The organism is Sphingobium fuliginis (genome assembly GCF_015074805.1).
Classification (GTDB): domain Bacteria; phylum Pseudomonadota; class Alphaproteobacteria; order Sphingomonadales; family Sphingomonadaceae; genus Sphingobium; species Sphingobium fuliginis.
Genome location: NZ_CP060035.1, coordinates 2,508,670 through 2,535,082, shown reverse-complemented (window position 1 = coordinate 2,535,082; position 26,413 = coordinate 2,508,670). Strand labels below are relative to the sequence as shown.

At 65.4% G+C, this 26,413-nt stretch carries 35 protein-coding genes; 29 read left to right on the top strand and 6 right to left on the bottom strand.

Annotated elements, in window-relative coordinates; all coding sequences use genetic code 11:
- Positions 1–23: 23 nt before the first annotated feature.
- The 14 genes from rplN (at position 24) to H5V43_RS12165 (ending at position 8,681) form a co-directional block, all read left to right on the top strand.
- Entirely contained in the window at positions 24–392 is a 369-nt protein-coding gene (rplN, locus tag H5V43_RS12230; protein WP_007686569.1) for a 50S ribosomal protein L14, read from the top strand.
- Entirely contained in the window at positions 392–703 is a 312-nt protein-coding gene (rplX, locus tag H5V43_RS12225) for a 50S ribosomal protein L24 (protein ID WP_025547274.1), read from the top strand. The genes rplN and rplX overlap by 1 nt, the downstream gene beginning before the upstream one ends.
- Entirely contained in the window at positions 703–1,275 is a 573-nt protein-coding gene (rplE, locus tag H5V43_RS12220) for a 50S ribosomal protein L5 (RefSeq protein WP_037481563.1), read from the top strand. Before rplX ends, rplE begins: the two co-directional genes overlap by 1 nt.
- Before the next feature lie 52 nt (positions 1,276–1,327).
- Positions 1,328–1,633, top strand: coding sequence for a 30S ribosomal protein S14 (rpsN, locus tag H5V43_RS12215; RefSeq protein ID WP_025547277.1), 306 nt, complete (start codon positions 1,328–1,330; stop codon positions 1,631–1,633).
- Positions 1,634–1,645: 12 nt separating this feature from the next.
- Complete coding sequence (gene rpsH / locus H5V43_RS12210) at positions 1,646–2,041, top strand: 30S ribosomal protein S8 (RefSeq protein ID WP_025547278.1); 396 nt, start codon at positions 1,646–1,648, stop codon at positions 2,039–2,041.
- Entirely contained in the window at positions 2,041–2,574 is a 534-nt protein-coding gene (gene rplF / locus H5V43_RS12205; protein ID WP_025547280.1) for a 50S ribosomal protein L6, read from the top strand. The genes rpsH and rplF overlap by 1 nt, the downstream gene beginning before the upstream one ends.
- 1 nt (position 2,575) lies before the next feature.
- Positions 2,576–2,929, top strand: coding sequence for a 50S ribosomal protein L18 (gene rplR, locus H5V43_RS12200; RefSeq protein WP_025547282.1), 354 nt, complete (start codon positions 2,576–2,578; stop codon positions 2,927–2,929).
- A gap of 2 nt (positions 2,930–2,931) precedes the next feature.
- Entirely contained in the window at positions 2,932–3,648 is a 717-nt protein-coding gene (rpsE, locus tag H5V43_RS12195) for a 30S ribosomal protein S5 (protein ID WP_044661335.1), read from the top strand.
- Positions 3,649–3,654: 6 nt separating this feature from the next.
- Complete coding sequence (rpmD, locus tag H5V43_RS12190; protein ID WP_013847753.1) at positions 3,655–3,831, top strand: 50S ribosomal protein L30; 177 nt, start codon at positions 3,655–3,657, stop codon at positions 3,829–3,831.
- 154 nt (positions 3,832–3,985) lie between these two features.
- Positions 3,986–4,510, top strand: a complete 525-nt coding sequence (rplO, locus tag H5V43_RS12185; protein ID WP_025547286.1) for a 50S ribosomal protein L15 — start codon at positions 3,986–3,988, stop codon at positions 4,508–4,510.
- Positions 4,511–4,760: 250 nt separating this feature from the next.
- The gene (gene secY / locus H5V43_RS12180) at positions 4,761–6,125 is read left to right on the top strand and encodes a preprotein translocase subunit SecY (protein ID WP_013847751.1); all 1,365 of its coding nucleotides are present in this window, start codon (positions 4,761–4,763) and stop codon (positions 6,123–6,125) included.
- 48 nt (positions 6,126–6,173) lie between these two features.
- Positions 6,174–6,830: an adenylate kinase gene (locus tag H5V43_RS12175; RefSeq protein WP_025547288.1), complete on the top strand. Its 657-nt coding sequence runs from the start codon at positions 6,174–6,176 to the stop codon at positions 6,828–6,830.
- 96 nt (positions 6,831–6,926) lie between these two features.
- Positions 6,927–7,466 carry an SRPBCC family protein gene (locus tag H5V43_RS12170; protein WP_025547290.1) on the top strand — a complete coding sequence of 180 codons (540 nt, stop codon included), beginning with the start codon at positions 6,927–6,929 and terminating at the stop codon, positions 7,464–7,466.
- 174 nt (positions 7,467–7,640) lie between these two features.
- Positions 7,641–8,681 carry an acyltransferase family protein gene (locus tag H5V43_RS12165; protein WP_025547291.1) on the top strand — a complete coding sequence of 347 codons (1,041 nt, stop codon included), beginning with the start codon at positions 7,641–7,643 and terminating at the stop codon, positions 8,679–8,681.
- A 34-nt stretch (positions 8,682–8,715) separates the two neighbouring features.
- Here the strand turns inward: H5V43_RS12165 and H5V43_RS12160 are convergent, their stop codons facing one another.
- The gene (locus H5V43_RS12160) at positions 8,716–9,360 is read right to left on the bottom strand and encodes a glutathione S-transferase family protein (RefSeq protein WP_025547292.1); all 645 of its coding nucleotides are present in this window, start codon (positions 9,358–9,360) and stop codon (positions 8,716–8,718) included.
- A 498-nt stretch (positions 9,361–9,858) separates the two neighbouring features.
- Between H5V43_RS12160 and H5V43_RS12155 the strand changes: the two genes are divergently transcribed.
- From H5V43_RS12155 to H5V43_RS12140, 4 genes are all read left to right on the top strand, one after another.
- Positions 9,859–11,814, top strand: coding sequence for a ribonucleoside-diphosphate reductase subunit alpha (locus H5V43_RS12155; protein ID WP_025547294.1), 1,956 nt, complete (start codon positions 9,859–9,861; stop codon positions 11,812–11,814).
- A gap of 22 nt (positions 11,815–11,836) precedes the next feature.
- Positions 11,837–12,292 carry an endonuclease domain-containing protein gene (locus H5V43_RS12150; protein ID WP_025547296.1) on the top strand — a complete coding sequence of 152 codons (456 nt, stop codon included), beginning with the start codon at positions 11,837–11,839 and terminating at the stop codon, positions 12,290–12,292.
- Positions 12,293–12,298: 6 nt separating this feature from the next.
- Entirely contained in the window at positions 12,299–13,354 is a 1,056-nt protein-coding gene (locus H5V43_RS12145) for a ribonucleotide-diphosphate reductase subunit beta (protein WP_025547297.1), read from the top strand.
- A gap of 189 nt (positions 13,355–13,543) precedes the next feature.
- Positions 13,544–14,044, top strand: a complete 501-nt coding sequence (locus H5V43_RS12140) for a glycine zipper 2TM domain-containing protein (protein ID WP_025547299.1) — start codon at positions 13,544–13,546, stop codon at positions 14,042–14,044.
- Positions 14,045–14,112: 68 nt separating this feature from the next.
- Here H5V43_RS12140 and H5V43_RS12135 read toward each other — a convergent pair whose 3' ends face one another.
- Complete coding sequence (locus tag H5V43_RS12135; protein WP_025547300.1) at positions 14,113–14,688, bottom strand: thermonuclease family protein; 576 nt, start codon at positions 14,686–14,688, stop codon at positions 14,113–14,115.
- A 116-nt stretch (positions 14,689–14,804) separates the two neighbouring features.
- On the opposite strand from H5V43_RS12135, the gene H5V43_RS12130 reads away from it, so the two are divergent.
- A complete protein-coding gene (locus H5V43_RS12130) occupies positions 14,805–15,197 on the top strand; it encodes a globin domain-containing protein (protein WP_025547301.1) in 393 nt (130 codons plus the stop codon).
- A gap of 27 nt (positions 15,198–15,224) precedes the next feature.
- Here H5V43_RS12130 and H5V43_RS12125 read toward each other — a convergent pair whose 3' ends face one another.
- Positions 15,225–15,530 (bottom strand): hypothetical protein, encoded by a 306-nt coding sequence (locus tag H5V43_RS12125; RefSeq protein ID WP_025547303.1) that lies wholly within the window; start codon positions 15,528–15,530, stop codon positions 15,225–15,227.
- Positions 15,531–15,664: 134 nt separating this feature from the next.
- Here H5V43_RS12125 and H5V43_RS12120 point away from each other — a divergent pair, with 134 nt between their 5' ends.
- The 5 genes from H5V43_RS12120 to H5V43_RS12100 all read left to right on the top strand — a co-directional run bounded on the left by H5V43_RS12120 (position 15,665) and on the right by H5V43_RS12100 (position 18,745).
- Positions 15,665–16,045, top strand: coding sequence for a RidA family protein (locus H5V43_RS12120; protein WP_025547304.1), 381 nt, complete (start codon positions 15,665–15,667; stop codon positions 16,043–16,045).
- A 5-nt stretch (positions 16,046–16,050) separates the two neighbouring features.
- Complete coding sequence (locus H5V43_RS12115) at positions 16,051–16,407, top strand: ArsC family reductase (protein WP_025547306.1); 357 nt, start codon at positions 16,051–16,053, stop codon at positions 16,405–16,407.
- An 11-nt stretch (positions 16,408–16,418) separates the two neighbouring features.
- Positions 16,419–17,456, top strand: coding sequence for a glycerophosphodiester phosphodiesterase (locus H5V43_RS12110; protein WP_373886346.1), 1,038 nt, complete (start codon positions 16,419–16,421; stop codon positions 17,454–17,456).
- Positions 17,457–17,495: 39 nt separating this feature from the next.
- Positions 17,496–17,921 (top strand): RrF2 family transcriptional regulator, encoded by a 426-nt coding sequence (locus H5V43_RS12105; RefSeq protein WP_013848211.1) that lies wholly within the window; start codon positions 17,496–17,498, stop codon positions 17,919–17,921.
- Between the two features lie 167 nt (positions 17,922–18,088).
- A complete protein-coding gene (locus tag H5V43_RS12100; protein WP_025547311.1) occupies positions 18,089–18,745 on the top strand; it encodes an MBL fold metallo-hydrolase in 657 nt (218 codons plus the stop codon).
- Between the two features lie 2 nt (positions 18,746–18,747).
- On the opposite strand, the gene H5V43_RS12095 is transcribed toward H5V43_RS12100, so the two are convergent.
- Positions 18,748–19,179 carry an MAPEG family protein gene (locus H5V43_RS12095; protein WP_025547313.1) on the bottom strand — a complete coding sequence of 144 codons (432 nt, stop codon included), beginning with the start codon at positions 19,177–19,179 and terminating at the stop codon, positions 18,748–18,750.
- Between the two features lie 208 nt (positions 19,180–19,387).
- On the opposite strand from H5V43_RS12095, the gene rpmF reads away from it, so the two are divergent.
- From rpmF to H5V43_RS12070, 5 genes are all read left to right on the top strand, one after another.
- Positions 19,388–19,567 (top strand): 50S ribosomal protein L32, encoded by a 180-nt coding sequence (rpmF, locus tag H5V43_RS12090; protein WP_013848214.1) that lies wholly within the window; start codon positions 19,388–19,390, stop codon positions 19,565–19,567.
- 68 nt (positions 19,568–19,635) lie between these two features.
- Positions 19,636–20,661, top strand: coding sequence for a phosphate acyltransferase PlsX (gene plsX / locus H5V43_RS12085; RefSeq protein ID WP_037481578.1), 1,026 nt, complete (start codon positions 19,636–19,638; stop codon positions 20,659–20,661).
- Positions 20,658–21,626, top strand: coding sequence for a beta-ketoacyl-ACP synthase III (locus tag H5V43_RS12080; protein WP_025547316.1), 969 nt, complete (start codon positions 20,658–20,660; stop codon positions 21,624–21,626). The genes plsX and H5V43_RS12080 overlap by 4 nt, the downstream gene beginning before the upstream one ends.
- Positions 21,627–22,198: 572 nt before the next feature.
- On the top strand, positions 22,199–22,495 hold the full coding sequence (gene ihfA, locus H5V43_RS12075) for an integration host factor subunit alpha (RefSeq protein WP_007687990.1): 297 nt from the start codon (positions 22,199–22,201) through the stop codon (positions 22,493–22,495).
- 72 nt (positions 22,496–22,567) lie between these two features.
- Positions 22,568–22,921: a MerR family transcriptional regulator gene (locus H5V43_RS12070; protein ID WP_025547319.1), complete on the top strand. Its 354-nt coding sequence runs from the start codon at positions 22,568–22,570 to the stop codon at positions 22,919–22,921.
- 121 nt (positions 22,922–23,042) lie between these two features.
- Here H5V43_RS12070 and H5V43_RS12065 read toward each other — a convergent pair whose 3' ends face one another.
- Together H5V43_RS12065 and H5V43_RS12060 are read right to left on the bottom strand one after the other, a co-directional pair.
- Positions 23,043–23,585 carry a SixA phosphatase family protein gene (locus H5V43_RS12065; RefSeq protein ID WP_025547320.1) on the bottom strand — a complete coding sequence of 181 codons (543 nt, stop codon included), beginning with the start codon at positions 23,583–23,585 and terminating at the stop codon, positions 23,043–23,045.
- 72 nt (positions 23,586–23,657) lie between these two features.
- On the bottom strand, positions 23,658–26,393 hold the full coding sequence (locus H5V43_RS12060) for an ATP-dependent DNA helicase (RefSeq protein WP_025547322.1): 2,736 nt from the start codon (positions 26,391–26,393) through the stop codon (positions 23,658–23,660).
- Between the last annotated feature and the right edge of the window lie 20 nt (positions 26,394–26,413).

Genomic DNA, 26,413 nt, shown 5'->3' with positions numbered 1-26,413 from the left:
CCAAATAAGAAGGAACCGGATCCATGATCCAGATGCAATCCAATCTTGACGTCGCTGACAACAGCGGCGCCAAGCGCGTCCAGTGCATCAAGGTGCTGGGCGGCTCGAAGCGTCGTTTCGCGAGCGTGGGCGACATCATCGTCGTCTCGATCAAGGAAGCTGCGCCTCGTGGCAAGGTGAAGAAGGGTGACGTGCACCGCGCCGTCATCGTGCGCACCGCCAAGGACGTGCGCCGCGCTGACGGCAGCGTGATTCGCTTCGACGGCAATGCCGCCGTGCTGATCAACAAGAACGAGGAGCCGATCGGCACCCGTATCTTTGGCCCGGTCGTTCGCGAACTGCGCGCCAAGAAGCACATGAAGATCATCTCGCTCGCCCCCGAGGTGCTGTAATGAGCGCTGCCAAGATCAAGAAGGGCGACAAGGTCGTCATCCTGGCCGGCAAGGACAAGGGCCGCACCGGCGCCGTCCTGCAGGTGCTGCCGAAGGAGGACAAGGTCCTCGTCGAAGGCATCAACGTGCATGCGCGTCACCGCAAGCCCGACCAGGCGAACCCGCAGGGCGGCATCGAGCGCAAGCCCGCGCCGCTCCACATTTCGAACGTCGCTGTCGCTGACAAGGATGGCAAGCCGACCCGCGTCCGCTTCGAGGATCGCGACGGCAAGAAGGTCCGTGTCGCCGTCAAGTCCGGTGAGGTGCTGTAATGAGCGACAAGTACATCCCGCGCTCGAAGGCGCTCTATGACGCCGAAATCGCCAAGGCGATGACCGAGAAGTTCGGTTACAAGAACGTCATGGAAGTGCCGAAGATCGAGAAGATCACGCTCAACATGGGCGTTGGCGAAGCCACGCAGGACAAGAAGAAGGTCACTTCGGCCGCCGAGGAAATGGAACTGATCGCCGGCCAGAAGCCGGTCATCACCAAGGCCCGCAAGTCGATCGCGCAGTTCAAGCTGCGTGAAGGCATGCCGATCGGCGCCAAGGTCACGCTGCGCCGCGAGCGCATGTATGAGTTCCTTGATCGCCTGATCAACATCGCTCTGCCCCGCGTGCGCGACTTCCGCGGTCTCAACCCGAAGAGCTTCGACGGCCGCGGCAACTATGCCTTCGGCATCAAGGAGCAGATCATCTTCCCCGAGATCAACTATGACCGCATCGACAAGGTGCGCGGCATGGACATCATCGTGACCACCACGGCGAAGACGGACGAGGAAGCGCGCGAACTGCTGCGTCTCTTCGGCTTCCCCTTCCCGCTCGAAGAGAAGCAGGCGGCCTGAAAAGGTCCCGCTTCTCTTTCCAACCGTTAGGCTAAGAAAGAGAACTTAAGTCATGGCGAAACTGAGTTCGATCAACAAGAATGAGCGCCGCAAGAAGCTGGTGAAGAAATATGCCGGCCGCTATGCGAAGCTCAAGGCGATCGCAGCCGATACCGCGCTCGACGACACGGAGCGTCTGATCGCGCGTCTGAAGATGGCGGAAATCCCCCGCAACGGCAACCCGACCCGCGTGCGCAATCGCTGCGAGCTGACGGGCCGTCCCCGGGCCTATTACCGCAAATTCCGTCTCTGCCGCGTGCAGTTGCGTGATCTGGCCAACAAGGGCCTGATCCCCGGCGTCACCAAGTCGAGCTGGTAAGGATCATTTGAGATGGCATTGACCGATCCCCTGGGTGATATGCTCACCCGCATCCGCAACGGGCAGCAGGCGAAGAAGGACAGCGTTGTGTCCCCCGCTTCGAAGCTCCGCGCCCGCGTGCTCGACGTGCTGCAGCGCGAAGGCTATATCCGCGGCTATTCCGAGGAACTGCTCGGCAAGCATGCCGGCCTGCGCATCGAGCTGAAATATTTCGAGGGCCAGCCGGCGATCAAGCATGTCGCCCGCGTGTCCAAGCCCGGCCGCCGCGTCTATTCGGGTTCCAAGGAACTTCCCGTCGTGCGCAACGGCCTTGGCATCACCATTGTCTCGACGCCCAAGGGCGTTCTGTCCGACGCCGAAGCGCGCGAGCAGAATGTCGGCGGCGAAGTGCTGGCGGAGGTGTTCTGATGAGCCGTACTGGTAAGAAGCCGGTTGCCGTCCCCGCGGGCGTCACCGCGGCCATCGCCGACGGCCAGCTTTCGGTGAAGGGTCCCAAGGGCACCCTGTCGCTGCCGCTGGCCGACGAAGTCACCTACAGCATCGAGGAAGGCTCGATCGCGGTGAAGCCTGCCAATGACAGCAAGCGCGCCCGCGCTTTCTGGGGCATGCAGCGCACGCTGATCCAGAACCTGATCACCGGCGTGACGGAGGGCTTCTCGAAGAAGCTGCTGATCACCGGTGTCGGCTACCGCGCCAATGCCCAGGGCAAGACCCTGAAGCTGCAGCTCGGCTATTCGCATGACGTCGACTTCGCGGTGCCCGAAGGCATCGAGATCAAGACCCCGGACAACACCACGGTCGAGATCAGCGGCATCGACAAGCAGCAGGTGGGTCAGGTTGCCGCCGAGATCCGCCGCTGGCGCAAGCCCGAACCCTATAAGGGCAAGGGCATCAAGTACGCCGGCGAGTTCATCTTCCGCAAGGAAGGGAAGAAGAAGTAAGATGGCAAAGCTTTCCCTCTTCGCGCGGCGTCGCCGCCGCGTCCGCACCGCGCTCAAGGCTGTTTCGGGTACCCGCCCGCGCCTCAGCGTCCACCGTTCGGGCCGTCACATCTATGCCCAGATCATCGACGATGCGCAGGGCAAGACCCTGGCCGCCGCGTCGACCCTGGACAAGGATGTCCGCGGCAATACCGGCGCCACCGCCGATGCCGCTGCGGATGTCGGCAAGCGCGTTGCCGCTGCGGCGACCGCCGCCGGCGTCACCCGGGTCGTCTTCGACCGTGGTGGCTTCCTGTTCCATGGCCGCGTCAAAGCGCTGGCCGATGCGGCCCGTGAAGCCGGGCTGGAGTTCTGATCATGGCTGACGAAAACGATATCCAGGCCCAGCCGGGCGCACCCGCGGCCGTTGAAGGCGGCGAGCAGACCGAAGGCCGGGGTCCCGGTCGGGGCCGTGGCCGTGGCGGTGACCGCAACCGTGGCGAGCGTGGCGGCCGTGGCCGTCGCGACGACCGTCGCGGCAATCGTGACGAGGAACAGGGTGAGGAGCTGATCGAGAAGCTGGTTCACATCAACCGCGTCTCGAAGACGGTGAAGGGCGGCAAGCGCTTCGGTTTCGCCGCTCTGGTCGTCGTTGGTGACGGCAAGGGCCGTGCGGGCTTCGGCCATGGCAAGGCGCGCGAAGTGCCCGAAGCCATCAGCAAGGCGACCGCTTCGGCGAAGAAGGCGATGGTCCGCGTTCCGCTGAAGGAAGGCCGCACCCTGCACCATGACGGCAAGGGCCATTTCGGCGCCGGCAAGGTGACCGTGCGTTCGGCGCCTGCCGGTACGGGCATCATCGCGGGCGGTCCGATGCGCGCCGTGTTCGAAAGCCTCGGCGTCGCTGACGTCGTGACCAAGTCGAACGGCACGTCGAACCCCTACAACATGATCCGGGCGACCTTCGAGGCGCTGGGTGAACAGGTCAGCCCCAAGGCGGTGGCGCAGCGTCGCGGCAAGAAGGTTGCCGACCTGCTCCGTCGCGGCGGCGCCTCGGCCGAAGTCGCCCAGGCGGATGCCGAAGCGATTGCGGAGTAAGACATCATGGCGAAGATCAAGATCAAGCAGATCGGCTCACCGATCCGCCGTCCCGAAGCTCAGAAGAAGATTCTGATCGGCCTCGGCCTTGGCAAGATGCACCGCGTGGTGGAGCTGGAAGACACTGCGGAAGTCCGCGGCGCCATCGCGAAGCTGCCCCATATGGTGGCGGTGGTCGACTAAACCGTCATCCCGGCGCAAGCCGGGATCGCAAACCGCTGGGCGCTTCTTCAACGGGATGCGCCCAGCCTCACGAGGCCCCGGCATTCGCCGGGGCTCCGGCCCGGTCCTGGTGGATCGGGCCTTCGCGCGAACATAGCGAAAGCGAGTGCAGATTATGACCAAGCTTAACGAACTCAATGACAATGCCGGCGCCCGCAAGGGCCGGATGCGCGTCGGCCGTGGTATCGGCTCGGGCAAGGGCAAGACCGCCGGTCGCGGTCAGAAGGGCGCGAAGGCGCGTTCTGGCGTCAGCATCAACGGCTTCGAAGGCGGCCAGATGCCGCTCCACATGCGTCTGCCGAAGCGCGGCTTCAACAACATCTTCGCCAAGGATTACGCGATCGTGAACCTCGGCGCGGTGCAGAAGGCGATCGACGCCGGCAAGCTGGACGCCAATGCGACCATCGACCACGCGGCGCTGAAGGCGGCCGCCCTGGCCCGTGGCGGCAAGGACGGCGTGCGTCTGCTCGGCAAGGGCGAACTGACGGCCAAGGTCAACCTGCTCGTCGCCGGCGCGTCGAAGGGCGCTGTCGAAGCCGTCGAAAAGGCTGGCGGCAAGGTCGAAGTGATCGCCGTCGTTCCCGCCGCTGAAAAGGCCGCCGCCAAGAAGGGCAGCGCCAAGGCCGCGAAGAAGGCGTGAATTAAGCCGTAAGGCTTGCAAGCATGGCCCCGCTGCCCGATATGGGTGAGCGGGGCCACGTGTTTTGGGGACTCCGGAACCCTCGCCGTCCGTATCGAGTGGAGGCTGAGCCTGTCGACAGGCGCAAGGCCATTCGGAATGGACGGGGTGCAATTCCCGGTTCGACAGCGCCCCATCGCCCCGCTAAGGGGTTAGCGATTCCGCTCCGGGCTTTCCAAATCCCGGCAAGATGTTTTGAAGGGCAGCCAAGATGGCATCGAGAGCCGACCAGCTCGCATCCAATCTCAGCCTGGCGAAGTTCAGCCAGGCCACCGACCTCAAGAAGCGCCTGTGGTTCACCCTGGGCGCGCTGATCGTTTTCCGCTTCCTGAGCTTCGTGCCGCTGCCGGGCGTCGATCCGACCGCGCTGTCGCAGCTTTACAAGCAGACCAATGGCGGCATCCTCGACATCTTCAACACCTTCTCGGGCGGGTCGCTGTCGCGCATGAGCCTGATCGCGCTCGGCGTGATGCCCTACATCACCGCCTCGATCGTGGTGCAGCTCGCCGCCTCCCTCTCGCCGCAACTCGCGGCGATCAAGAAGGAAGGCGAAAGCGGCCGCAAGAAGCTGAACCAATATACCCGCTACGGCACGGTGGGCCTGACCGCCGTCCAGGGCTATTTCATCGCCGTGGGGCTGGAAAGCTTCGGCGCCCAGTCCGGCGTGCAGGCGGTGGTCGATCCGGGCTATCTGTTCCGCGTCGCGGCGGTGATCTCGCTGATCGGCGGCACCATGTTCCTGATGTGGCTGGGTGAGCAGATCACCTCGCGCGGCATCGGCAACGGCGTCTCGCTCATCATCATGGCGGGCATCGTCGCGCAATTGCCGGTGACGCTCAGCAACCTGTTCAAGTCGAGCAGCACGGGCGCGATTTCCGGCCTGGTCATCTTCCTGGTGATCGTGCTCGGTTTCGGCCTCATCGCCTTCATCTGCTTCATGGAGCGGGCGCAGCGCCGGGTGCTGATCCAATATCCCAAGCGCCAGACGCGCCAGGGCCTGATGCAGGCCGACCGCAGCCATCTGCCGCTGAAGGTCAACACGGCGGGCGTGATCCCGCCGATCTTCGCCAGCTCGCTGCTGCTGATGCCGCTCACCGTCTCGCAATTCGCCGGCCAGACCGTGGCGGGCGAGAGCAGGCTGGGCGATTTCGTGCTGACGCTGAACCAGTATCTGTCGCACGGCAGCCCGGTCTATATGGCGCTCTACGGTCTCGGCATCGTCTTCTTCTGCTTCTTCTACACCGCCGTGGTGTTCAATCCGGAAGAGACGGCCGACAATCTGAAGCGCAATGGCGGCTTCATTCCCGGCATCCGTCCGGGCAAGAACACCGAAAATTATCTCGACTATGTGCTCACCCGGATCACGGTGATCGGTGCGGCCTATCTGGCCTTCATCTGCCTGGTGCCGGAATTCGTGATCGCCCGGGCGGGCATTCCCTTCTACCTTGGTGGGACTAGCCTGTTGATCGTCGTCAATGTTACGGTCGACACCGTGACGCAGATCCAGAGCCACCTGCTCGCCCATCAATATGGGGATCTGATCAAGAAGGCGAAGCTGAAAGGGCGTCTGCGCTAAGCGGCGCGGAACGGTAAAAAGCGCGAAGAACAGGGGAGAATGCGCGACATGAATATCATTCTGCTCGGCCCTCCGGGCGCCGGCAAGGGAACGCAGGCGACGCGCCTGGTGGACAGCCGGGCCATGGTGCAACTCTCGACCGGCGACATGCTGCGCGCGGCGGTGAAGGCCGGGACGCCCATCGGCCTCAAGGCCAAGGCGGTGATGGAGGCCGGCGAACTGGTGTCGGACGAGATCGTCTCCGGCATCATCGGGGAGGCGCTGGATGCCCTGGCGCCCGAAACCGGCGTGATCTTCGACGGCTATCCGCGGACGGAGGCGCAGGCCCATTCGCTGGACGGCATCTTGGCCGACCGCAACCGCACCCTAGACCATGTGATCGAACTGGAAGTGAACGAGGATGCCCTGGTAGAGCGCATCACCGGCCGCTTCACCTGCGCGACCTGCGGCGAGGGCTATCACGACAGCTTCAAGCAGCCCAAGGTCGAGGGCGAGTGCGACAAGTGCCATGGGCACGAATTCAAGCGCCGTCCCGACGACAATGAGGAAACCGTCCGCACCCGCATGGCCGAATATCGCGCCAAGACCGCGCCGATCCTGCCGATCTACGAAGCGCGCGGCATCGTCTCGCGGGTCGACGGCATGGCCGATATGGACGATGTGACGGTCGCGATTGCCGCCATATTGGACGGCAAAGGCGCCTGACACCTCTCCGTTCGCGCCGGATTGCCGCATTCGGCCGCTCGGCAAATGCGGCAATCGGCATTAGGCTACCCTTCTGATCAGGGAAGGGAAGGCGCGATGGGAAAGCAGCGGATATGGATATGGGCTGGCGTGGCGATGGCTGCGCCGGCCCATTCTGCCGTCACCGGCAGCAGCGATCATGGCTTCGCCGTGGAGAACAGCGTCCACATCTCCGCCGACGCGGCCACCGTCTATCGGCTGTTGGGCCAGCCGGGGCGCTGGTGGAACGGGCAGCATACATATAGCGGCGACGCCGCCAATCTCAGCCTTGATCCCGTAGCCGGCGGCTGCTTTTGCGAGAAGGTGCCGGGGAAGGACGGCAGGCCGGGCAGCGTCGAACATGGCCGCGTGATCCAGGCGCAGCCCGACAGGCAGTTGCGCCTGTCCGGAGCGCTGGGGCCTTTGCAGGCGGAGGCGGTGACCGGCACGCTCACCTTCGACATTGCGCCCGACGGCGAGGGCGCGCGTGTCGGGATGAGCTATGTCGTCGGCGGCTATCTCCGCGCCGGTGCCGCGGGCATCGCTCCGATCGTCGACAGGGTGCTGGCCGAACAGTTGCAGGGGCTGAAACGCGCCGCGGAAGTAGGCGGGCAATAGCTTTCCACGCAGGTTGCGCCGCTGACGCGCAATGCCATGCCAGCCGATAGGCCGACGGGGCGCGCAACGGGCCTCGTCGCGCCACCGCCGCTTTTTTTTCCGGAAATGCCGCCGGGCTGCGCGTTAACCACGATATTAACGGTATGATTGCTGTTCTGTTGCTATGGCGGACTCATGACGGGGCCGCGCCCTTCCACCCGCCGCCTGACGGAATTGGACGCCTTGCGGGGGCTGGGCGCGCTGTGCGTGCTCGTCTTCCACTATTCGACGCGCTTCCATGAGCTGTTCCCCCAGGCGGCCCATGTGCCCTTCCGCTTTCTGGGCGGCAATTACCGGGTGCTGCTGTTCTTCGCCATCTCCGGCTTCGCGATCTTCTTCACGCTCGATCGCATCCGCACCACCGCCGATTTCCTGATCAACCGCTTCGCCCGGCTCTATCCCGCCTATCTGGTCGCCATGCTGCTGACGCTGGGCATCGAATATCTGGCCCATGTCTCGCAACTGCTGATCGGGCCGGGGGCGATCCTGGCCAATGTCACCATGCTGCAGGGCTTCGCCTTCCTGCCGGAGGTCGACGGCGCCTATTGGACGCTGACGGTAGAGATCGCCTTCTATGTCTGCATGCTGTCGATCTGGAAGTGGACGGGCCTCAGGCGGCTGGAACCCGTACTGCTCGCCTGGCTGGCCCTGCGCTGGCTCTATGCGCTGTGGCCGGGCATGCCGGAGCGGATCGTGATGCTGCTGGTGCTGCGCTACGTGCCCTTCTTCATCATCGGCATATTGTCCTATCGCGTCTGGGCAGGGCAGCGGAGCTGGCTGCAACAGGCGCCCTATGCCGCGCTTGCGCTGCTGTCGATCGCGACGATCGACAGCCCGGACATCATGCTGGCCGGCCTCCTGCTGCTCGCCGCCTTCGCAGCGCTGACCGCCGGGCGGCTGCACTTCCTCAGCCTTCGTCCGCTCGTCTGGATGGGCGGTATCAGCTATTCCTTCTACCTCATCCACCAGCATGTCGGTTTCGTCGTGATGCTCAAGATGGCGGAGGCGGGATATAGCCCCTGGGCGGGATTTGCGGCGGCGTTCGCCGTGGCGCTGGCGCTGGGCACGCTGATCAACCGGCTGGTCGAACGGCCCGCTGGCGAGGCGATATTGGGCTGGTGGCGCCGTCGCCGGGACCGTGCCGTGCCGCGCGAGACGGCCCCGAGCCGGGCCTGAGGCGATTCGGAAGCGCTGCCCGATCCCCTAAGGCCTAATCCGCAAAGGGAAACATGGACCACCAGGGCTGCTTCTCCCGCAGCACCCGGGCAAAGCTTTCCCGCGCCTCCAACCGTTCCAGATAGGCGCGCAGCCCCGGAAAACCCCCGCGCATCGGCTCGATCTTGTCGGCATAGAACAGCGCCGGGGCCGCCGCGCAATCGGCCAAGGTGAAATCGTCGCCCGCCGCCCAGCGCCGCCCCGCCATCCGCGCCTCCAGCAACGCATAGGCCTTGCCCAGCATTCGCCGCGCCTCCCCCACGCCATGGGAATCGCGGGCCACGCCCTCGGGCCGGATCTTGTCCGCGACGATCGCCTGCATCGGCGTCATCACATAGAGGTCGAACAGCCGGTCCATCAGCCGCACCTCCAGCGCCGCGTCGGCATCCTCGGGTATCGGCCGGAAGGGTCCGGGATGATGCCGTCCCAGATATTCGACGATGATGCTGGTTTCCGCGACCGTCCTGTCCCGCGCCTCGTCCCGCAGCACGGGGAACTTCCCCAGCGGCCACAGCGTCAGCCACGCCTCCGCCACGGCCGGATCGTCCAGCATGCGCGCTTCGAAAGCCGTGCCGTTCTCGTAAAGGGCGATCAGCACCTTCCAGCTGCAGGAGGAGAGGGGGTGGTAATAGAGAATCATGTCGGCTCCTCTCGTCGGCCATGGGTTCGCGCCATTCCGTTCCCCTGTCTTGTCATCCATCCGTCACGAAGCGCCAAGCGCGGAATCGCCCGGCCCGGGGAATTGCGTGGCAAGCCAAATTTATTTTCCGCGCCAAATTGTCCCTCTTGCCTTTTGCAAAGCCAAGGAAAGTCCGTGCGTCGCTGCGCTGCGCCGTGCCGGACCGTCGATGAAATGAGTCTCCGCGTCGATGAACCGAGTTCCCGAACTGTCATTTACCCCCTTGAAAGGAAATGAAGCTGTGGCACTATCCCTTGTATCGGGTTAACGGGGGTTACCCAACAGATTGTGATCGCACCAACCGGGCCGGTTCCCGGAGGAAGGCTGTTTTTGCCCTTGCGATCGCGTCTGCTGGCCCCATCTCCGTGCCTGACCGGGTCGATAATGCTACATTCGTTCGGCCCGGCCGGCAGCGGCTTGACCGAATCGAACGAAACAGGAACATTCGGGGAGCTGGTCATGGATTTTCGAGACAGCGAACAGGTGAGTGCAAGCGACGTGGCAACCGTGATTGACGAAGTGGTCGAAACCGTGGCGGACAAGAAGAAGGCTCCCGCTCCTTCGGACCAGGCGCCGGCCCCCAAGGCCGATCCCACGCCGGGCTCGTCAACCGTGCTGGAACGCCGTTTCCATGTCGTGACCGACGCCAGCCGCGACGCGCTGCTGACCGATTTCGGCAAGGACACGCTGCAGGACCGCTATCTGCTGCCCGGCGAGAGCTATCAGGACCTGTTCGCCCGCGTCGCCGCCGCCTATGCCGACGACGCCGACCATGCCCAGCGCGTCTACGACTATATCTCGCGCCTCTGGTTCATGCCCGCGACGCCCGTCCTGTCGAACGGCGGCACCGGACGCGGCCTGCCCATCAGCTGCTATCTGAACAGCGTCGACGACAGCCTGGAAGGCATCGTCAACACCTGGAACGAGAATGTCTGGCTCGCCAGCCGGGGCGGCGGCATCGGCACCTATTGGGGCAATGTGCGCGGCATCGGGGAGCCGGTGGGCCTCAACGGCAAGACCAGCGGCATCATCCCCTTCGTCCGCGTGATGGACTCGCTGACCCTCGCGATCAGCCAGGGCAGCCTGCGCCGCGGCTCGGCTGCCTGCTATCTCGACATCTCCCATCCGGAGATCGAGGAATTCCTGGAAATCCGCAAGACGTCGGGCGACTTCAACCGCAAGGCGCTGAACCTGCACCATGGCGTCCTGCTGACCGACGAGTTCATGGAGGCGGTGCGCGACGGCAAGGACTTCGCCCTGCGCAGCCCGAAGGACCAGTCGGTGCGCGGCAGCGTCAACGCCCGCGCCCTGTTCCAGAAACTGGTGGAGGTCCGCCTCGCCACCGGCGAACCCTATATCGTCTTCAACGACACCGTGAACCGCACGATGCCCAAGCATCACCGCGATCTCGGCCTCAAGGTGTCGACCTCCAACCTCTGCTCCGAAATCACTTTGCCGACGGGTCGCGACCATATCGGCAATGACCGCACGGCCGTCTGCTGTCTTTCCTCCCTCAATCTCGAAACCTGGGATGAGTGGAAGGACGACAGGCAGTTTGTCGAGGATGTCATGCGCTTCCTCGACAATGTGCTGCAGGACTATATCGACCGCGCGCCGCCGGAAATGGCGCGGGCGAAATATAGTGCGAGCCGTGAACGGTCGGTGGGCCTGGGGGTGATGGGGTTCCACTCCTTCCTCCAGGCCCGGGGACTTCCCTTCGAAGGCGCGATGGCGAAAAGCTGGAACCTGCGCATCTTCAAGCACATCAACGAGAAGGTGAACGAAGCCTCGATGCAGCTCGCGGTCGAGCGCGGCCCGTGCCCGGACGCCGCCGACATGGGCGTGATGGAGCGCTTCTCCTGCAAGATGGCGATCGCGCCCACCGCGTCGATCAGCATCATCTGCGGCGGCGCGTCGGCCTGCATCGAACCGATCCCGGCGAACATCTACACCCACAAGACGCTGTCGGGCAGCTTCGCGGTCAAGAACCCCTATCTCGAAAAGCTGCTGGTCGAAAAGGCGAAGGACTCGACGGCTGTCTGGAATTCGATCCTGGAAAAGGGCGGCAGCGTCCAGCATCTCGACTTCCTGACCCAGGAGGAAAAGGATGTGTTCAAGACCAGCTTCGAGATCGACCAGCGCTGGCTGCTCGAACTGGCCGCCGACCGCACGCCCTATATCGACCAGGCGCAGTCGCTGAACCTGTTCATCCCGGCCGATGTGGAGAAATGGGACCTGCTGATGCTCCACTACCGGGCGTGGGAGCTGGGCATCAAGTCGCTCTATTATCTCCGCTCGAAATCGGTCCAGCGCGCCGGCTTCGCGGGCGGGGTGGAAGCGGACAACACCATCGACGCCCCCAAATTCGAAATCGGCGAGACCACCGACTATGACGAGTGCCTCGCCTGCCAGTGACCCGATAATTTCCTCTCCCCTTGTGGGAGAGGAAGGGGCCCGCGCGGCAAAGCCGCGTGGGAAGGTGAGGGGTAAGGCCCCAAACCCGACGATCGCCCGTGCGAGAGAACTGCGCCGCAACGCCACGGATGCTGAGAAGCTGCTCTGGAAGCAGCTCCGCCAAAAGCTGTCCGCAGCGAAGTTCCGCCGCCAGGTTCCCATCGGCCCCTATTTCGCGGACTTCGCCTCTCATGCCGCCCGCCTGGTCGTCGAACTGGATGGCGGCCAACATGAAGAATCGGCAGATGCGCCCCGCACGGCCTTCCTCGAACGGGAAGGCTATCGCGTGATCCGCTTCTGGAACCATGACGTGATGCAGAATCTGGAAGGCGTGCTGGCAACCATCGCCGCCTTCACCCCTCACCCTCCCATCGCTGACGCGATGGGCCCCTCCCTCTCCCACAAGGGGAGAGGGTCTGGTATAAGTTTCGCGGAGTAAAAACCCATGCCCCTTCTTCAAGCCAGCAAGGTCTACAAGCCCTTCGAATATCCCTGGGCCTATGAGTTCTGGAAGCGCCAGCAGCAGCTCCACTGGCTGCCGGAGGAAGTGCCCCTGGGCGAGGATTGCCGCGATTGGGCGCAGAAGCTCAGCGACCATGAACGCAACCTGCTGACGCAGATCTTCCGCTTCTTCACCCAGGCGGACGTGGAGGTGCAGGACTGCTACCACGAAAAATACGGCCGCGTGTTCAAGCCGACCGAAATCAAGATGATGCTGACCGCCTTCAGCAACATGGAAACGGTCCACATCGCCGCCTATTCGCACCTGCTCGACACCATCGGCATGCCGGAAAGCGAATATAGCGCCTTCATGCAGTATAAGGAGATGAAGGACAAACACGACTATCTCCAGCAGTTCGGCGTCGACACGGACGAGGACATCGCCAAGACGCTGGCCATGTTCGGCGGCTTCACCGAGGGGTTGCAGCTTTTCGCCAGCTTCGCGATGCTGATGAACTTCCCGCGCTTCAACAAGATGAAGGGCATGGGCCAGATCGTGAGCTGGTCGGTCCGCGACGAGACGCTACACTGCGAGGGCATCGTCCGCCTGTTCCACGCCTTCGTGAAGGAACGCGACTGCCTGACCCCGGCGGTCAAGGACGACATCATGGACATGTGCCAGAAGACCGTCCGCATCGAGGACGCCTTCGTCGACCTCGTCTTCGAAATGGGCCCGGTGCCCGGCATGACGCCCAAGGACATCAAGAAATATGTCCGCTACATCGCCGACTGGCGCCTGGGGCAATTGGGCCTGAAGCCCATCTACATGATCGACGAGCACCCGCTCCCCTGGCTGACCCCGCTGCTGAACGGCGTGGAGCACGCCAATTTCTTCGAAACCCGCGCCACGGAATATTCAAAGGCGGCCACCCGCGGCCAGTGGAACGACGTGTGGGATGCGTTCGACCGCCGCTCCAAGCTCAAGGGCGGCACCGCCGCCAATGCGGATGAAGCGGGCGATCCAGATATGTTCAAGGCCGCCGGGATCGCGGCGGAATAATCATGACAGGCGAAAAGGCGGCACCGCTCCCACGGTGCCGCCTTTCGGTCCAAGGCAATGCTTGCCGGCCGTCCCCGCCGGCCGGCAAGCTGACCCCCGCATGAACGCCCTGTTTTGTTCCGTTCATGCAACGTTTATCTGCTTTGGTTTGTTGTGCTCCCATCGAAAAGTCGACCAAGGGAGCCAGAGATGAAATCCACCCTGAAAACCGCTTTCGCCGCCCTGTCGCTTGGCGCCGTGACGCTGAGCGCCGCCCCTGCCGCCGCCGATCCGCCGCCCTGGGCCGGACATGGCAAGGGCCATGGCCGCGACGACTGGAAGCATGGCGGCCGCCACGACAATGGCCGTCACGAAGGCTGGCGCCGTCCCGGCGGCGTGATCTACAGCTATGACTGGAACCGGCCGGACCCGCGCTATGGCCGCTACTATCGGCCTGACCGCTATTATCGCGGCGGTTACGAGCCGATCCGCGTCACCCGCTCCACCCGCATCTATCGCGGCTATGACGACCGCTATTATTGCCGCCGTTCGGACGGCACCACCGGTCTGATCGTCGGCGCGGCGCTGGGCGGCCTGCTCGGCGGCCAGCTCGACCGCGGCTATTCGAACACGGCGGGCATCCTCATCGGCGCAGGCGCGGGCGCGCTGCTGGGCCGGGAGATCGACCGCGGCAATCTGAGCTGCCGCTAAGCGGTAGGGGGAGGGCGAAGGCCCTCCCCTCCCGACCCGCTTAACACCGGGCCATCAATAGCGGGCCATCAACACCATGGGTGCCGCGCCCCGTCCCATTCCCGCGCCAGCCCTTCGCTCACCAGCATCTCGCCGATCGACTGCCCGCCGCGCGTCACCACCCGCAGCGCCCGCCCATAGCGGTCCGTCTCCCGATCCCCGCTCTCCAGCGAGAAAGGGCCGGCATTCATCAACTGCTGCAATCGCTGCGTCGCCCGCGCTCCCAGAGCGGCTTCCTCGGCACAGCGCGGCCCGTGCGTTTCCGGCGCGTCGATGTCCATCACCCGCACCTTCTCGCCATGGAACCAGAAGGTGTCTCCGTCGACCACGCAATTGACGCCCCCGCCGACATGGCAGAAGCCGAATTGCGCCGACAGGCTGTCCCCTGCGACGGGAAAGGCGGCCTCCCGCCCACTCCTCTGGAAGCGCTGCGCCAGGTCCGGCCCGAACCAGCCCAGCGCCGCGCCGATCAGCACCCCGCCGATCACCAGGACGGCGATGGAGGGCCCACGGGACTTCCTGGGTTGCAGGCGCCCGCGCCCAGCCCGACGCGCCTCCGCCAACCAGACCGTTTCGCTGCGCTTCTTCCTCGACCCTCGGCTCATGACGGGGCCATAACGAAAGCCGCTCCTGCCGTCTCGCGCCAAAAGCGTCCGATTTGACCCTGATCAATGATCGCCGCCCGCAAGCCGCCACGCTGTGCCCATCCGCAGGAGGCTCCATGACCACCCCCTATGCCCGCATCGGCGGCGAAGCGACCGTCGCCGCCATCGCCAACCGTTTCTACGACCTGATCGACCGGGACCCCGCCTATGCCGATCTGCGCGCCATCCATGCGGCCGACCTCAGCGCCGTGCGCCATGGTCTCACCCGCTTTCTGGCGGGATGGTCCGGCGGCCCGCGCGACTGGTTCGAACGCGGCCAGTGCATCATGTCGCTGCACCGCGCCTTCCCGATCACCTCGGCGCTGGCGGATCGATGGTCCGCCGCCATGACCCGCGCCATAAAGGCGCAACCGGGCATCGACCCGCAACTCGCCGCCGCCATGGCCGATGCGCTCGGCCATATGGCGCGGGGGATGATCAACCTGTCGCTGGATCAGAACGCGGCTTAGCCGGATAGCAGGCCGGCGGGCCGGACCTTATTCCTCGTCCTCGGTCGGCCCCAATATATCCTCCTCATCGTCCATCTGCGGTTCGCCGGCGAAGGCGTCATTGTCGATCCGGCCGGATCGGTTCATCTCCTCCATCTTCTCCACCAGATCGGGCGTGTCGTCGGGTAGGATCTGCGCCGGGTTGGGCCGCCCGCCGCGCTCGCTGTCTTCGGCCAGGTCCGTCGACCGCACCCGCGCCTCGTCGGCCACGTCCTGCGCCTGCGAACCCGCTTCGGCCTGTTCGTCATTCTCCTCGCCCGTGTCGGGAAAGGGACTGTTGTCGGGTCGGTTCATGCTCTGTCTCCTTTCCGCTCCAACGGCCGGCGGCCCGCGCCGTTCCCGCCGGGCAAAAGGCGCTGGACAGCATCCCGCGAACGGGGCAAGAGCCGCGGCGATCCTTTTCGCTTCGTTCTGCACAAGGAACTTCCATGCCCCGCCAGCTTATTTCCTCCGGCTCGCCCTTCGAGGCGCAGGTCGGCTATTCGCGCGCCGTCGTCCAGGGCGACTGGTGCTTCGTCGCCGGCACCACCGGCACCGATCCCGAAACCAGGGCCATGCCCGAATCCGTCGTCGATCAGGGCAGGAACGCGCTGAAGGTCATCGGCCGGGCGCTGGAGGAGGCGGGCTTCTCCTTCGCGGACGTGGTGCGCGTCACCTATTACATCACGGACCCGGCCTATTGGGATGTGCTGGGGGAGGCGACCGCACCGGTCTTCGGCGACATCCGCCCCGCCGCGAGCTGCATCGTCACCGGCCTCATCAAGCCGGAGATGAAGATCGAGATCGAAGTCACCGCGTTCAAGGGATAACAGCCATGCTGACCATGTACGGCATCAAGAATTGCGACACGATCAAGAAGGCGCGCAATTTCCTCGACAATAGCGGCAAGGCCTACAGCTTCCACGACTATAAGGTGTCGGGCGTCGACAAGGCGAAGCTGGAGGAATGGGTGATGGAACATGGGTGGGAAACCATCCTCAACCGTTCCGGCACCACCTTCAAGGCGCTGGACGCGGGCGACAAGGCGCATATCGACTCGGAAAAGGCTATTCTGCTGATGATGAGCAACCCTTCGATGATCAAGCGCCCGATCCTGGACCTGGGCGACCGCACCATCGTCGGCTTCAAGGCGACCACCTATGAGGACGCTCTGGAGGGCGTGAAGGCATGACCGTGGGGAGGATGCTCCGGCCGGGCATGTATCGGGCCGCCATCCTCCTCCTCACCCTGTTGATGGCGGCGCCCGCGATGGCCGAACCCTTCATCATCGCCCATCGCGGCGCCAGCGGGGAGCGGCCCGAACATACGCTCGCCGCCTATGAGCGCGCGATCGACCAGGGCGCCGACTATATCGAGCCGGACCTGGTGCTGACCCGCGACGGCGTCCTCGTCGCCCGGCACGAAAATGAGATTGGCGGCACCACCGATGTCGCGGATCATCCCGAATTCGCTACCCGCAGAACCAGCAAGACCATCGACGGCCAGCCCGTCTCCGGCTGGTTCACGGAGGATTTCACGCTCGCGGAACTGCGCACGCTGCGCGCCCGCGAACGGCTGCCGCAGCTTCGCCCCGCCAACAGCCGCTTCAACGACCTGTACCTCATTCCGACCTTCGAGGAGATATTGAAGCTGGTCCGCGCCAAGGAGGCGGAGCTTGGCCGCCGCATCGGCCTCTATCCCGAAACCAAGCATCCCGGCTATTTCGCGGGCATCGGCCTGCCGCATCAGCCGCCCTTGCTCGCGCTGCTCAGCCGATATGGCTATCAGACGGAGGCCGATCCGGTCTTCATCCAGTCCTTCGAGGTCGGCAACCTCAAGGCCCTGCGCGCGGCGACCCGCCTGCGCCTGATCCAGCTGGTGGACGGCGAGGGCGGACCGGCCGATGAACCCGGCACGACCTATGCCGACATGATGACGACCCAGGGGCTGCAACAGATCGCTGACTATGCGGACGGCATCGGCCCTGCGACCGCCATGGTGCTCGCCCCCGACGGGGCGACGGGTCTTGTCGACCGCGCCCATCAGGCCGGATTGCAGGTCCATGTCTGGACGCTGCGCATGGAAAACGGTTTCCTGCCCGCCGCCTTCCAGCGCCCGGACGATCCGCAGGGCAGGGGGGACTTTGCCGGCTATGTCCGGGCGGTCGCCGGCACGGGCGTCGACGCGATGTTCAGCGATTTTCCGAAACAGGCGCGGCAGGCGCTGAATCCCGCGCCCTGATGTCTTGTCAAATCTCCGGCGGGAGCGAATAACAGCCCTATGCTTTCGCAGAAGACCCGTTACGCCATCCGCGCCCTCCAGCATCTCGCAGACCGCTACCGGCAAGGCCCGGTGCCCCTGAACGAGATCGCCACGCGCCAGAATATCCCGTCCAAATTCCTGACGGTGATCCTGTCGGAACTGGCGCGCGAAGGGTTGGTCGCGACGCAGCGTGGGCGGGATGGCGGCTATTGGCTGGCGCTGGCCCCGGTCGACATCAGCTATGGCGACATCGTCCGGCTGACGCGCGGCTCGCTCGCGCTCACCCCCTGCGCCAGCCGCTTCGCGCATGAGACCTGCACCAACTGCCTGCCCGAATCGGAATGCCGCCTGCACCGGGTGATGCTCCGCGTGCGCGACGAAACCGCCAAGGTGCTCGACAGCATCAGCCTGGCGGAACCCTTCGCGACGGAGGAAATGGGCTAGGAACCTTGGCCGGTTGAGCCATCAGGCGCGCCGTGCTCCTGCCTTCGCGGGAGCAGCTTGTGCATCAGGGAAAGCGGAAAAGCAGCAAGCCGCCCCAGCCCCCTCGAATGCCCCTCGCTGCTCCCCAAGGCCTTGCACCCGGCGCGCAGCTTCGCCACATCAGCGCCATGACGACTCCGCCCCTCAAAGCCGCCCTGATCCCCGTCACGCCGCTCCAGCAGAATTGCACGCTCTTCTGGTGCACGGCGACCCATCGCGGCGCCTTCGTCGATCCGGGCGCGGACCTGCCCATTCTGAAAAGGGCGGCCGAGCAGCATGGCGTCACCATAGAGAAGATCCTCGTCACCCACGGTCATATCGACCATTGCGGCCAGGCGGGCATCCTCGCCCGCGATCTGGGCGTTCCGATCGAGGGACCGCATGAAGCCGACCGCTTCTGGATCGACCGGCTGGGCGAGGACGGCGCCCGATACGGCATCGACGGCGAAAGCTTCGAACCCGACCGCTGGCTGGAGGACGGCGATCAGGTCACGGTCGGCGACCTCACGCTCGACGTCTATCACTGCCCCGGCCACACGCCCGGCCATGTCGTCTTCCACCATGCGCCCAGCAAGCTCGCCATCGTCGGGGACGTGCTGTTCCAGGGGTCGATCGGCCGCACCGACTTCCCCATGGGCAATCATCAGCAGTTGGTCGATGCGATCACCGGCAAGCTCTGGCCGTTGGGCGGCGACACGGCCTTCGTCCCCGGCCACGGCCCGATGAGCAACTTCGCCCATGAACGCCGCACCAATCCCTTCGTGGGGGATGCCGTCCTCGCCTGATCCTATCGAACCATCGCCATGGCGGGCGGCGCCGGCACCTCCCGCGTCGCGCCATAGGCGACAGTGAGCGCCGCCACCGCCATGCCGACCATCACCGCCCAGGTCAGCAGCGCTCCTGCACCGCGCCAGACGGTCGGCTTCTCCGCATCCATCCCGAAGCCATGGGCGATTCGCGCCAGCACCAGCGCCAGCGCCGCGCCCCAGAGCCAGATCGACGCCCCGACCGCCAGTTCCACCAGCCCGAAGAGAATCAGCGTCACCGGCACATATTCGATGAAATTGGCATGCGCGCGCATCCGCTTGGCCAACAGCGCGCTACCACCGTCGCCGTGCAGCACATGATCCGAAATCCGGATTCGCGCGCATCGAATCCCCAGCCACATGTTGAGCAGCGCGCAGGCGGCGGCCAGCGTCAGCGTGATCGGCAGCAACATCGGATTTCCCCTCCTTTCATGGCGACGCCCCCAGAATAGGGCAGCGGCATGGCGGGGCAAGAAGGACTTGCGCACGGGCCAAAAAACGCTATAGGCGCAGGGCTTCGCGATCATCCGGGCCGCATGGGTCTGCGGCGCCGTTGGCGTCGTCATCCATCGGATACGGCCAGTCGCACTAACAGATCAATTTATGGAATAAGGTGCCGACATGGCTGTCCCCAAGAGGAAAACGTCCCCGTCCCGCCGCGGCATGCGCCGCAGCCATGACTCGCTGCGTGTCGAGGCCTATCAGGAATGCTCGAATTGCGGCGAACTGAAGCGCCCGCACAATCTCTGCGACGCCTGCGGCCACTATAACGGCCGTGAAGTCGTCGCCGTCGGGGCCTGACGCTCAAGCATTTCTCCTGAAAAGGGTGCGTTAACTTGTCCAGCCAACCGCGAATCGCAATCGACGCGATGGGCGGGGATGAAGGCGTACGCGTGATGATGGCGGGCGTTGCGCTCGCCCGTCGCCGTCACGAAGGGTTGCGCTTCACCCTTTTCGGGGACGAGGCGCGGATCAAGTCCGCGCTCGACAACCACCCCAATCTGCGCGCCGCGTCGGAAATCGTCCACGCACCCGATGTGGTGGCTTCAGGCGACAAGCCCAGCGTTGCCATCCGCAAGAAGACCAGCTCGATGAGCATGGCCATCGCGGCGGTGAAGGCGGGCGATTGCGGCGCTGCGGTCTCCTCCGGCAATACCGGCGCGCTGATGGCGATGGCGAAGCTCGCCCTGCGCACCATGAAGGGCGTCGACCGGCCCGCGCTGGCCGCCATGCTGCCGACCCTGGGCGACAATGACGTGGTCATGCTGGACCTGGGCGCCAACACCGAATGCGACGCCCGCAACCTTGTCCAGTTCGCGGTGATGGGCGCCGCCTATGCCCGCATCGCGCTCGATCTGGAGCGGCCCCGCGTCCGCCTGATGAACATCGGCACGGAAGAAATGAAGGGGACGGAGGAAATCCGCGACGCCGCCGCGATCCTGCGCGCCGCGACCAGCCTGCCGCTGTCCTTCGAAGGCTTTACGGAGGGCGACAAGATCGGCCGCGGCGATGTCGACGTCATCGTGTCGGACGGCTTTTCCGGCAATGTCGCATTGAAGACGGCGGAGGGCACGGCCCGCTTCGTCACCGACCTGCTGCGCACCGCCTTCACCAGCTCGATCCGTTCCAAGCTCGGCTTCCTGATCTCCAAGCCCGCGATGCACCTGCTGCGCCATCATCTCGACCCCAACAATCATAATGGCGCCGTTTTCCTCGGCCTCAATGGCGTGGTCGTGAAAAGCCATGGCAGCGCAAACGACAAGGGCGTCGCCAATGCCGTCCATGTCGCCGCCCGGCTGCTGGAGGAAGACATCACCCGGCGCATCGCCGCCGACATGCACGGGATCGAGGGGTTGACCGCCCCCGCATCCAGGATGGAGCTGCCCGCAAAGTGATCCGCCGATCCGTTCTCCTGGGCACGGGCTCTGCCCTGCCGGTCCGCTCCGTCACCAATGCCGAATTGGCGCAGACCGTGGACACGAGCGACGAATGGATCGTCGAGCGCACCGGCATCCGCACCCGCTACATCGCGGGAGAGGGTGAAACCACAGCGACGCTCGCCACCGATGCGGCCAGGGCGGCGCTGGAAGCCGCCAGCCTGTCCGCGCAGGACATCGACCTGATCGTGCTGGCCACCGCCACCCCCGACCAGACCTTCCCAGCCACCGCCACCATCGTCCAGGCCGCGCTTGGCATCAACGATTGCGTCGCCTTCGACGTGGCGGCGGTCTGTTCCGGCTTCCTCTACGCCATCACCGTGGCCGACAGCATGATCTGCTCGGGCGCGGCGCGGAACGCCATCGTGATCGGTTCGGAAACCTTCAGCCGCATCCTCGACTGGGAAGACCGCACCACCTGCGTCCTCTTCGGCGACGGCGCGGGCGCGGTCGTGCTGGGCGCCGAGGAAAGCGCTGACGGCAAGCGCGGCATCCTCGCCTCGAAGCTCCATGCCGACGGCCGCCACAACCAGCTTCTCTATGTCGACGGCGGCCCCTCCACCACGCAGACGGTCGGCAAGCTGCGGATGAAGGGACAGGAAGTCTTCCGCCACGCCGTCACCAACCTGGCCTCGGTGCTGACCGAAGTGATGGCTGCTGCCGACATGACCGCGGCGGACATCGACTGGCTGGTCCCGCACCAGGCCAATGCCCGCATCCTCGATGCGACCGCGCGCAAGCTGAAGCTCGCGCCGGAAAAGGTGGTGATGACGGTGGATCGCCATGCGAACACCTCCGCCGCATCGGTTCCCCTGGCCCTGGACCTCGCCATGCGCGACGGGCGCATCCAGTCCGGCGACCTGCTGGTGCTGGAGGCCATGGGCGGCGGCTTCACCTGGGGCGCCTGCGTCCTGCGGGTGTAGGGCCAGGATTGGTCCTGAACATCGTGCGGAAAAGCCGGTCCTGAGCCTGTCGACGAATGGGAACCGGCTTTCTGCCTGAAAGAATGCGACAGCAGAAAGCTGGAGCGCGCGACCTGCGCCGGATTTAACGCAGCGCGCTCTGGAGCCGCCGATCCGATGCAGTCGTTCGGAATCCGTTCCGGAGCAGGCCAAAAAGGAACCGTTCGCGCCGGGCCCGTCCGACGCCTGGCCTTTTCCCGAGGCCACAGTTCCAAGGAAGCGAAGCCTTTCGACAGGCTCAGGGCGAACGGGTGAGAAAAAGCGGCCTGTCTGCTTTCCAGACCTCTTCACTTCCGACTCAACCAAACAGCGCCCCGGCAGCATCCTCGTGCCAGGCCGATGTCACCCAAAATGGATGGCATCCCTGCGCCATATTCTTCCCAGTCCCATTGCGGGACCGCTACACCGCCCATTTTTCACGGTTTTTTAAGGATTTCGCCGGGTGGTCATCTTGCCGAATCATGCAGAATCGCGCACATTGTCAAATGATCACCCGCATTTAGGCTCGACGGGTGTCAAGGTGGGGAAATGCGATGAGCGGTAACGGAACTCTGACGCGCGCGGATCTCGCGGAGAGCGTGAACCGTCATATTGGCCTTTCACGGGCAGAAGCGGCAACCTTAATCGAATCCATTTTGGAGCATATGTCCGCCGCGCTCGAACGCGGGGAGAATGTGAAGATCTCCAGCTTCGGCACCTTCGTGTTGCGCGACAAGACGCAGCGCATGGGCCGCAACCCCAAGACGGGCGTGGAAGTGCCGATCGAGCCGCGCCGGGTGCTGACCTTCCGCGCCAGCCAGACGATGCGGGACCGCGTCGCCTCGGCCTGAGGGGGCCGTCGCCAAAACAGCCATTTTCCCGAAGGTTGACCTTTGCGCCGCTAAAGGTGCAACATCAGGACCATGGAAAAGGCAGAGGGCGCATTTCTGACGATCAGTGAGCTGGCGAGCGAACTCGATTTGCCGCAGCATATATTGCGCTATTGGGAAACCCGCTTCACCCAGCTCCGTCCGCTCCAGCGATCGGGCAACCGGCGCTATTACCGCCCCGCCGACGTGGCGCTGGTGCGGCGCATCAACCATCTGCTGAATGTCGAGGGCTTCACCGTCCGTGGCGCGCAAAAGGCGCTGGCCGATGGAGGTGGCGAGCCGCCGGTCGCGCCTGCACCCAAAAATGGCGAAACGGCCCCCCACGCCGATCTGCTGCCGCGCCTGGAAGCCATCCGCACCCTATTGGCCAGGGCGATCGGGGAATAGGGCCCGCGCGTTCCGATCTGGACATATGCTGCACGCCATCATGCGCCTTTCCGGTCACGTCCGGACAGCCGTCATCCCATCGCCGCCGCCCACCGTCAGGGGATCGGCGTAACCGTCAGGTTCAGCGCGATCCCGGCCCCAGCGCCGGGTCCAGGTCGCGCGGGCGCGTGAAGCTGGCCAGGGTCGCGATATTGGGCTTCGCCTCGCTCCAATGTTCGATGGGCAGGTCCATCACCGCGATCGAGGCGGTCGGGAACTTCACCTCCACATCCTCGCGCAGCGGGCTCGCGCCATCGTCGGGCACGAGGTCGAGGACCAGTTCCTCCAGACCCGGATTATGCCCGGACATCAGCACGCTGCCGGCGCTGTCGGGCAGATCGCGGATCACGTCGAACAGGGTGGGCGTGGAGGCGAGATAGATGCGCCGGTCCCAATGCGGGTCGATCACCTCGCCATAGCCGGTGAAGAAGACGTTCAGCGTCTCCACCACCCGCACGGCCGGGGAGGCGATCACCATGTCGAAATGCAGGTCGCGCGCCTTGGCGAATTCCCCCATCACCAGCGCCGCCTTTTCCCCCCGGCGGTTGAGCGGCCGGTCGAAGTCCCGCGCAACCGGATCGTCCCAATCGGACTTGGCGTGACGGAACAGGATCAACCGCTTCATTTTTTCTCCAGGTCCCAGAGTGATTTCGAAGCAGGTGGAACGCCTGCTGACTCGGAAATCACGAAAACACAGTCACCAGGTGCCGGATTCGAGTCCCTGAAGCCCTAGCGTTGCATTACCGTTAAGGCCAGCGCGGGATTGCCCGCTGACCGAGATGATGGCCTCGTCCAGCGTCAGGCGGCGGATCGGCGTGCCGGCGGGGAAAGCGCTCAACAACCGGCTGGGCATGGCGGCGGACAGGATGATGAAGCTGCCCCGGTCCTCCGCCCGCCGGATCAGCCGGCCAAAGGCCTGCGCCATCCGCGCCCGGATCAGCCGGTCGTCATAGGCGCTTCCGCCGCCCGCCAGCTTGCGCGCCGCGTGCAGCACGGTGGGCTTGGACCAGGGCACCCCCTCCATCACCACCAGCCGCAGCGAATGGCCGGGCACGTCCACCCCGTCGCGCAAGGCATCGGTGCCCAGCAGCGAGGCGCGGGGATCGTCGCGGAAAATATCGATCAGCGTGCCTGTGTCCATCGGATCGACATGCTGCGCGTAGAGCGGCAGCCCCGCCCGCGCCAGCCGGTCGGCGATCCGCGCATGCACCGCGCGCAGCCGCCGGATCGCGGTGAACAGCCCCAGCGTCCCGCCGCCCGCCGCCTCGATCAGCCGGGCATAGGCGCCCGACAGCGCCGCAATGTCGCCGCGCTTGATGTCGGTGACGATCAGCACTTCCGACCGTTCCGGATAGTCGAACGGGCTGCTCGCCTCGAACTGCTCCGCTCCGCGCGGCAGATGGGTCGCCCCGCTCCGGCTCGCCGCATTGTCCCAGTCGCCGCCGCCCTTCAGCGTGGCGGATGTGATCAGCACGCCCTGCGCCGGTTTCAGCACCGCCTGCGCCAGCGGCCGCGTCGGGTCCAGCCAGTGGCGGTGGATGCCGATGTCGAACTCCCGCCCCTCGATCCGCTCGACCGCCAGCCAGTCCACGAAATCCGCATCCGCCGGCCCGCCGATCCGCGCCAGCAGGGCCAGCCAGGCCGTCACCAGATCGCGCCGCCAGCCAAGCGAGGCAATCGCCCCCTCGACCCGCGCCCGCGCCGCGCCGTCCAGCCAGTCGGGCGCTTCCTCGATCACGGCTTCCATCCGCTTGCCAAGATGGGTCAGCGGCCGCAGCAGCGCGTCCAGCGCCCGCGCCGCCTCCTGCGCCGCCTCGACCAGCGCGCCGTCAGGTTCCGCCAGCTCGGTCTCCAGCCCATAGCCTGCATCCGCCTCGCCGCCATCGGCGGCCCGCGCATAGACCGTGCCCCGCACCGCCGCGAGCAGCTCCTCGACCGGCCCGAACGGCTCGCCCGCGACGATCCGCTTCAGCCATTCGTCGGCCGGCAGCGCCCTCGCGGCCTCCGCCGCCGCCCGGATCGCCTCGCCGCCCTGCTCGTCATAGCTGGCAAGGTCCGACAGCCGCGCCGCCAGACCCCGACGACGCCCTCTTGAATTGCCCTCCGGCCCCATCACCCAGCGGCGCAGCTCGATGGCTTCCTGCCCCGACAGGGCGACGGAAAAGGTCGAATCCGCCGCATCGAACAGATGATGGCCCTCGTCGAACACGATGCGCTGCGGCGCCTGCCCCGTTTCCCGCCCACGCGCCGCGTTGATCATCACCAGCGCATGATTGGCGATCACGATGTCCGCATCGGCCGAAGCCCGCGCCGATCGTTCGATGAAGCACTTCCGGTAATGCGGACAGCCCGCATAGATGCACTCGCCCCGCCGGTCGGTCAGCGCGGTGGAGCCGTTGCGCCGGAACAGCGTCGGCAGCCATCCCGGCAGGTCGCCGCCGATCATGTCGCCATCCTTGGTGAACGCCGCCCAGCGCGCCACCAGTTGCGCCAGGATCGCCGCGCGCCCCGCAAAGCCGCCTTGCAGCGCGTCCTCCAGATTGAGCAGGCAGAGATAATTTTCCCGCCCCTTGCGCACCACCACGCGCTTCGCCGCCACGGCGGGATCGGGGAACAGGCGCAAACTCTCCCGGTCCAACTGCCGCTGCAACGCCTTGGTAAAGGTGGAAATCCACACCGTCCCCTGCGCCTCCCCGGCCCAGAGCGAGGCGGGGGCGAGATAGCCCAAAGTCTTGCCGATCCCGGTCCCGGCCTCCGCCAGCAGCATATTGGGCTGGTCGCGATGCGCCTTGGGCCGGAACACCTCCGCCGCCGCCGCCGCATAGGCGCGCTGTCCCGGTCGCGCTTCGGCTCCTGCGCCGGTCAACTGCTCCAGCCGCGCCACCACCGCATCGGGTTGCAGCGATACCGAGCGGGGAGCAGGGCGGGGTGGGCTCTCCTCCCATTCCGGCAATTTGGAGAAGAGCCAACGCTCCGCCTCCTTCGGCTGGGCGATGCGCCCGGCCACCAGCGGGGCCCAGGGCCAGCGCAACCGGTGCAGCGACTGCGCCGCCGTCCAGCCGCCCTCGCGCTCGGTCCATGCGGGGGATTCCAGCGTCGCCAGCAGGGCGCCGGTCGCCGCCTGCAACAATTGGGGAATGTCGGCCTCGCTCGCCGGACGAGGCAGGTCCAGCGCTTCGGCCAGCCCCTTGGGCGTCGGCACCAGAAAGCGCGCGGGATGGATGAAGGCCCACAATTCCAGCAGGTCCAGGCCATTCAAATCGGGATAGCCCAGCCGCTGCCCGGTCAGCGGCGCGTTCAGCAGCAGCGTCGGTGTTTCCGCCGTCCGCGCGATGGCGGTGCCCTTGGCGACCGCTGCGGTCCGATCCCCTTCCCTAAGCCATATACCGCCATGGCTGGCGTGAAGGGCGGGCAGGGCAGCGGGGTCGATCACCTCTCCCGCTTAGGCGAACG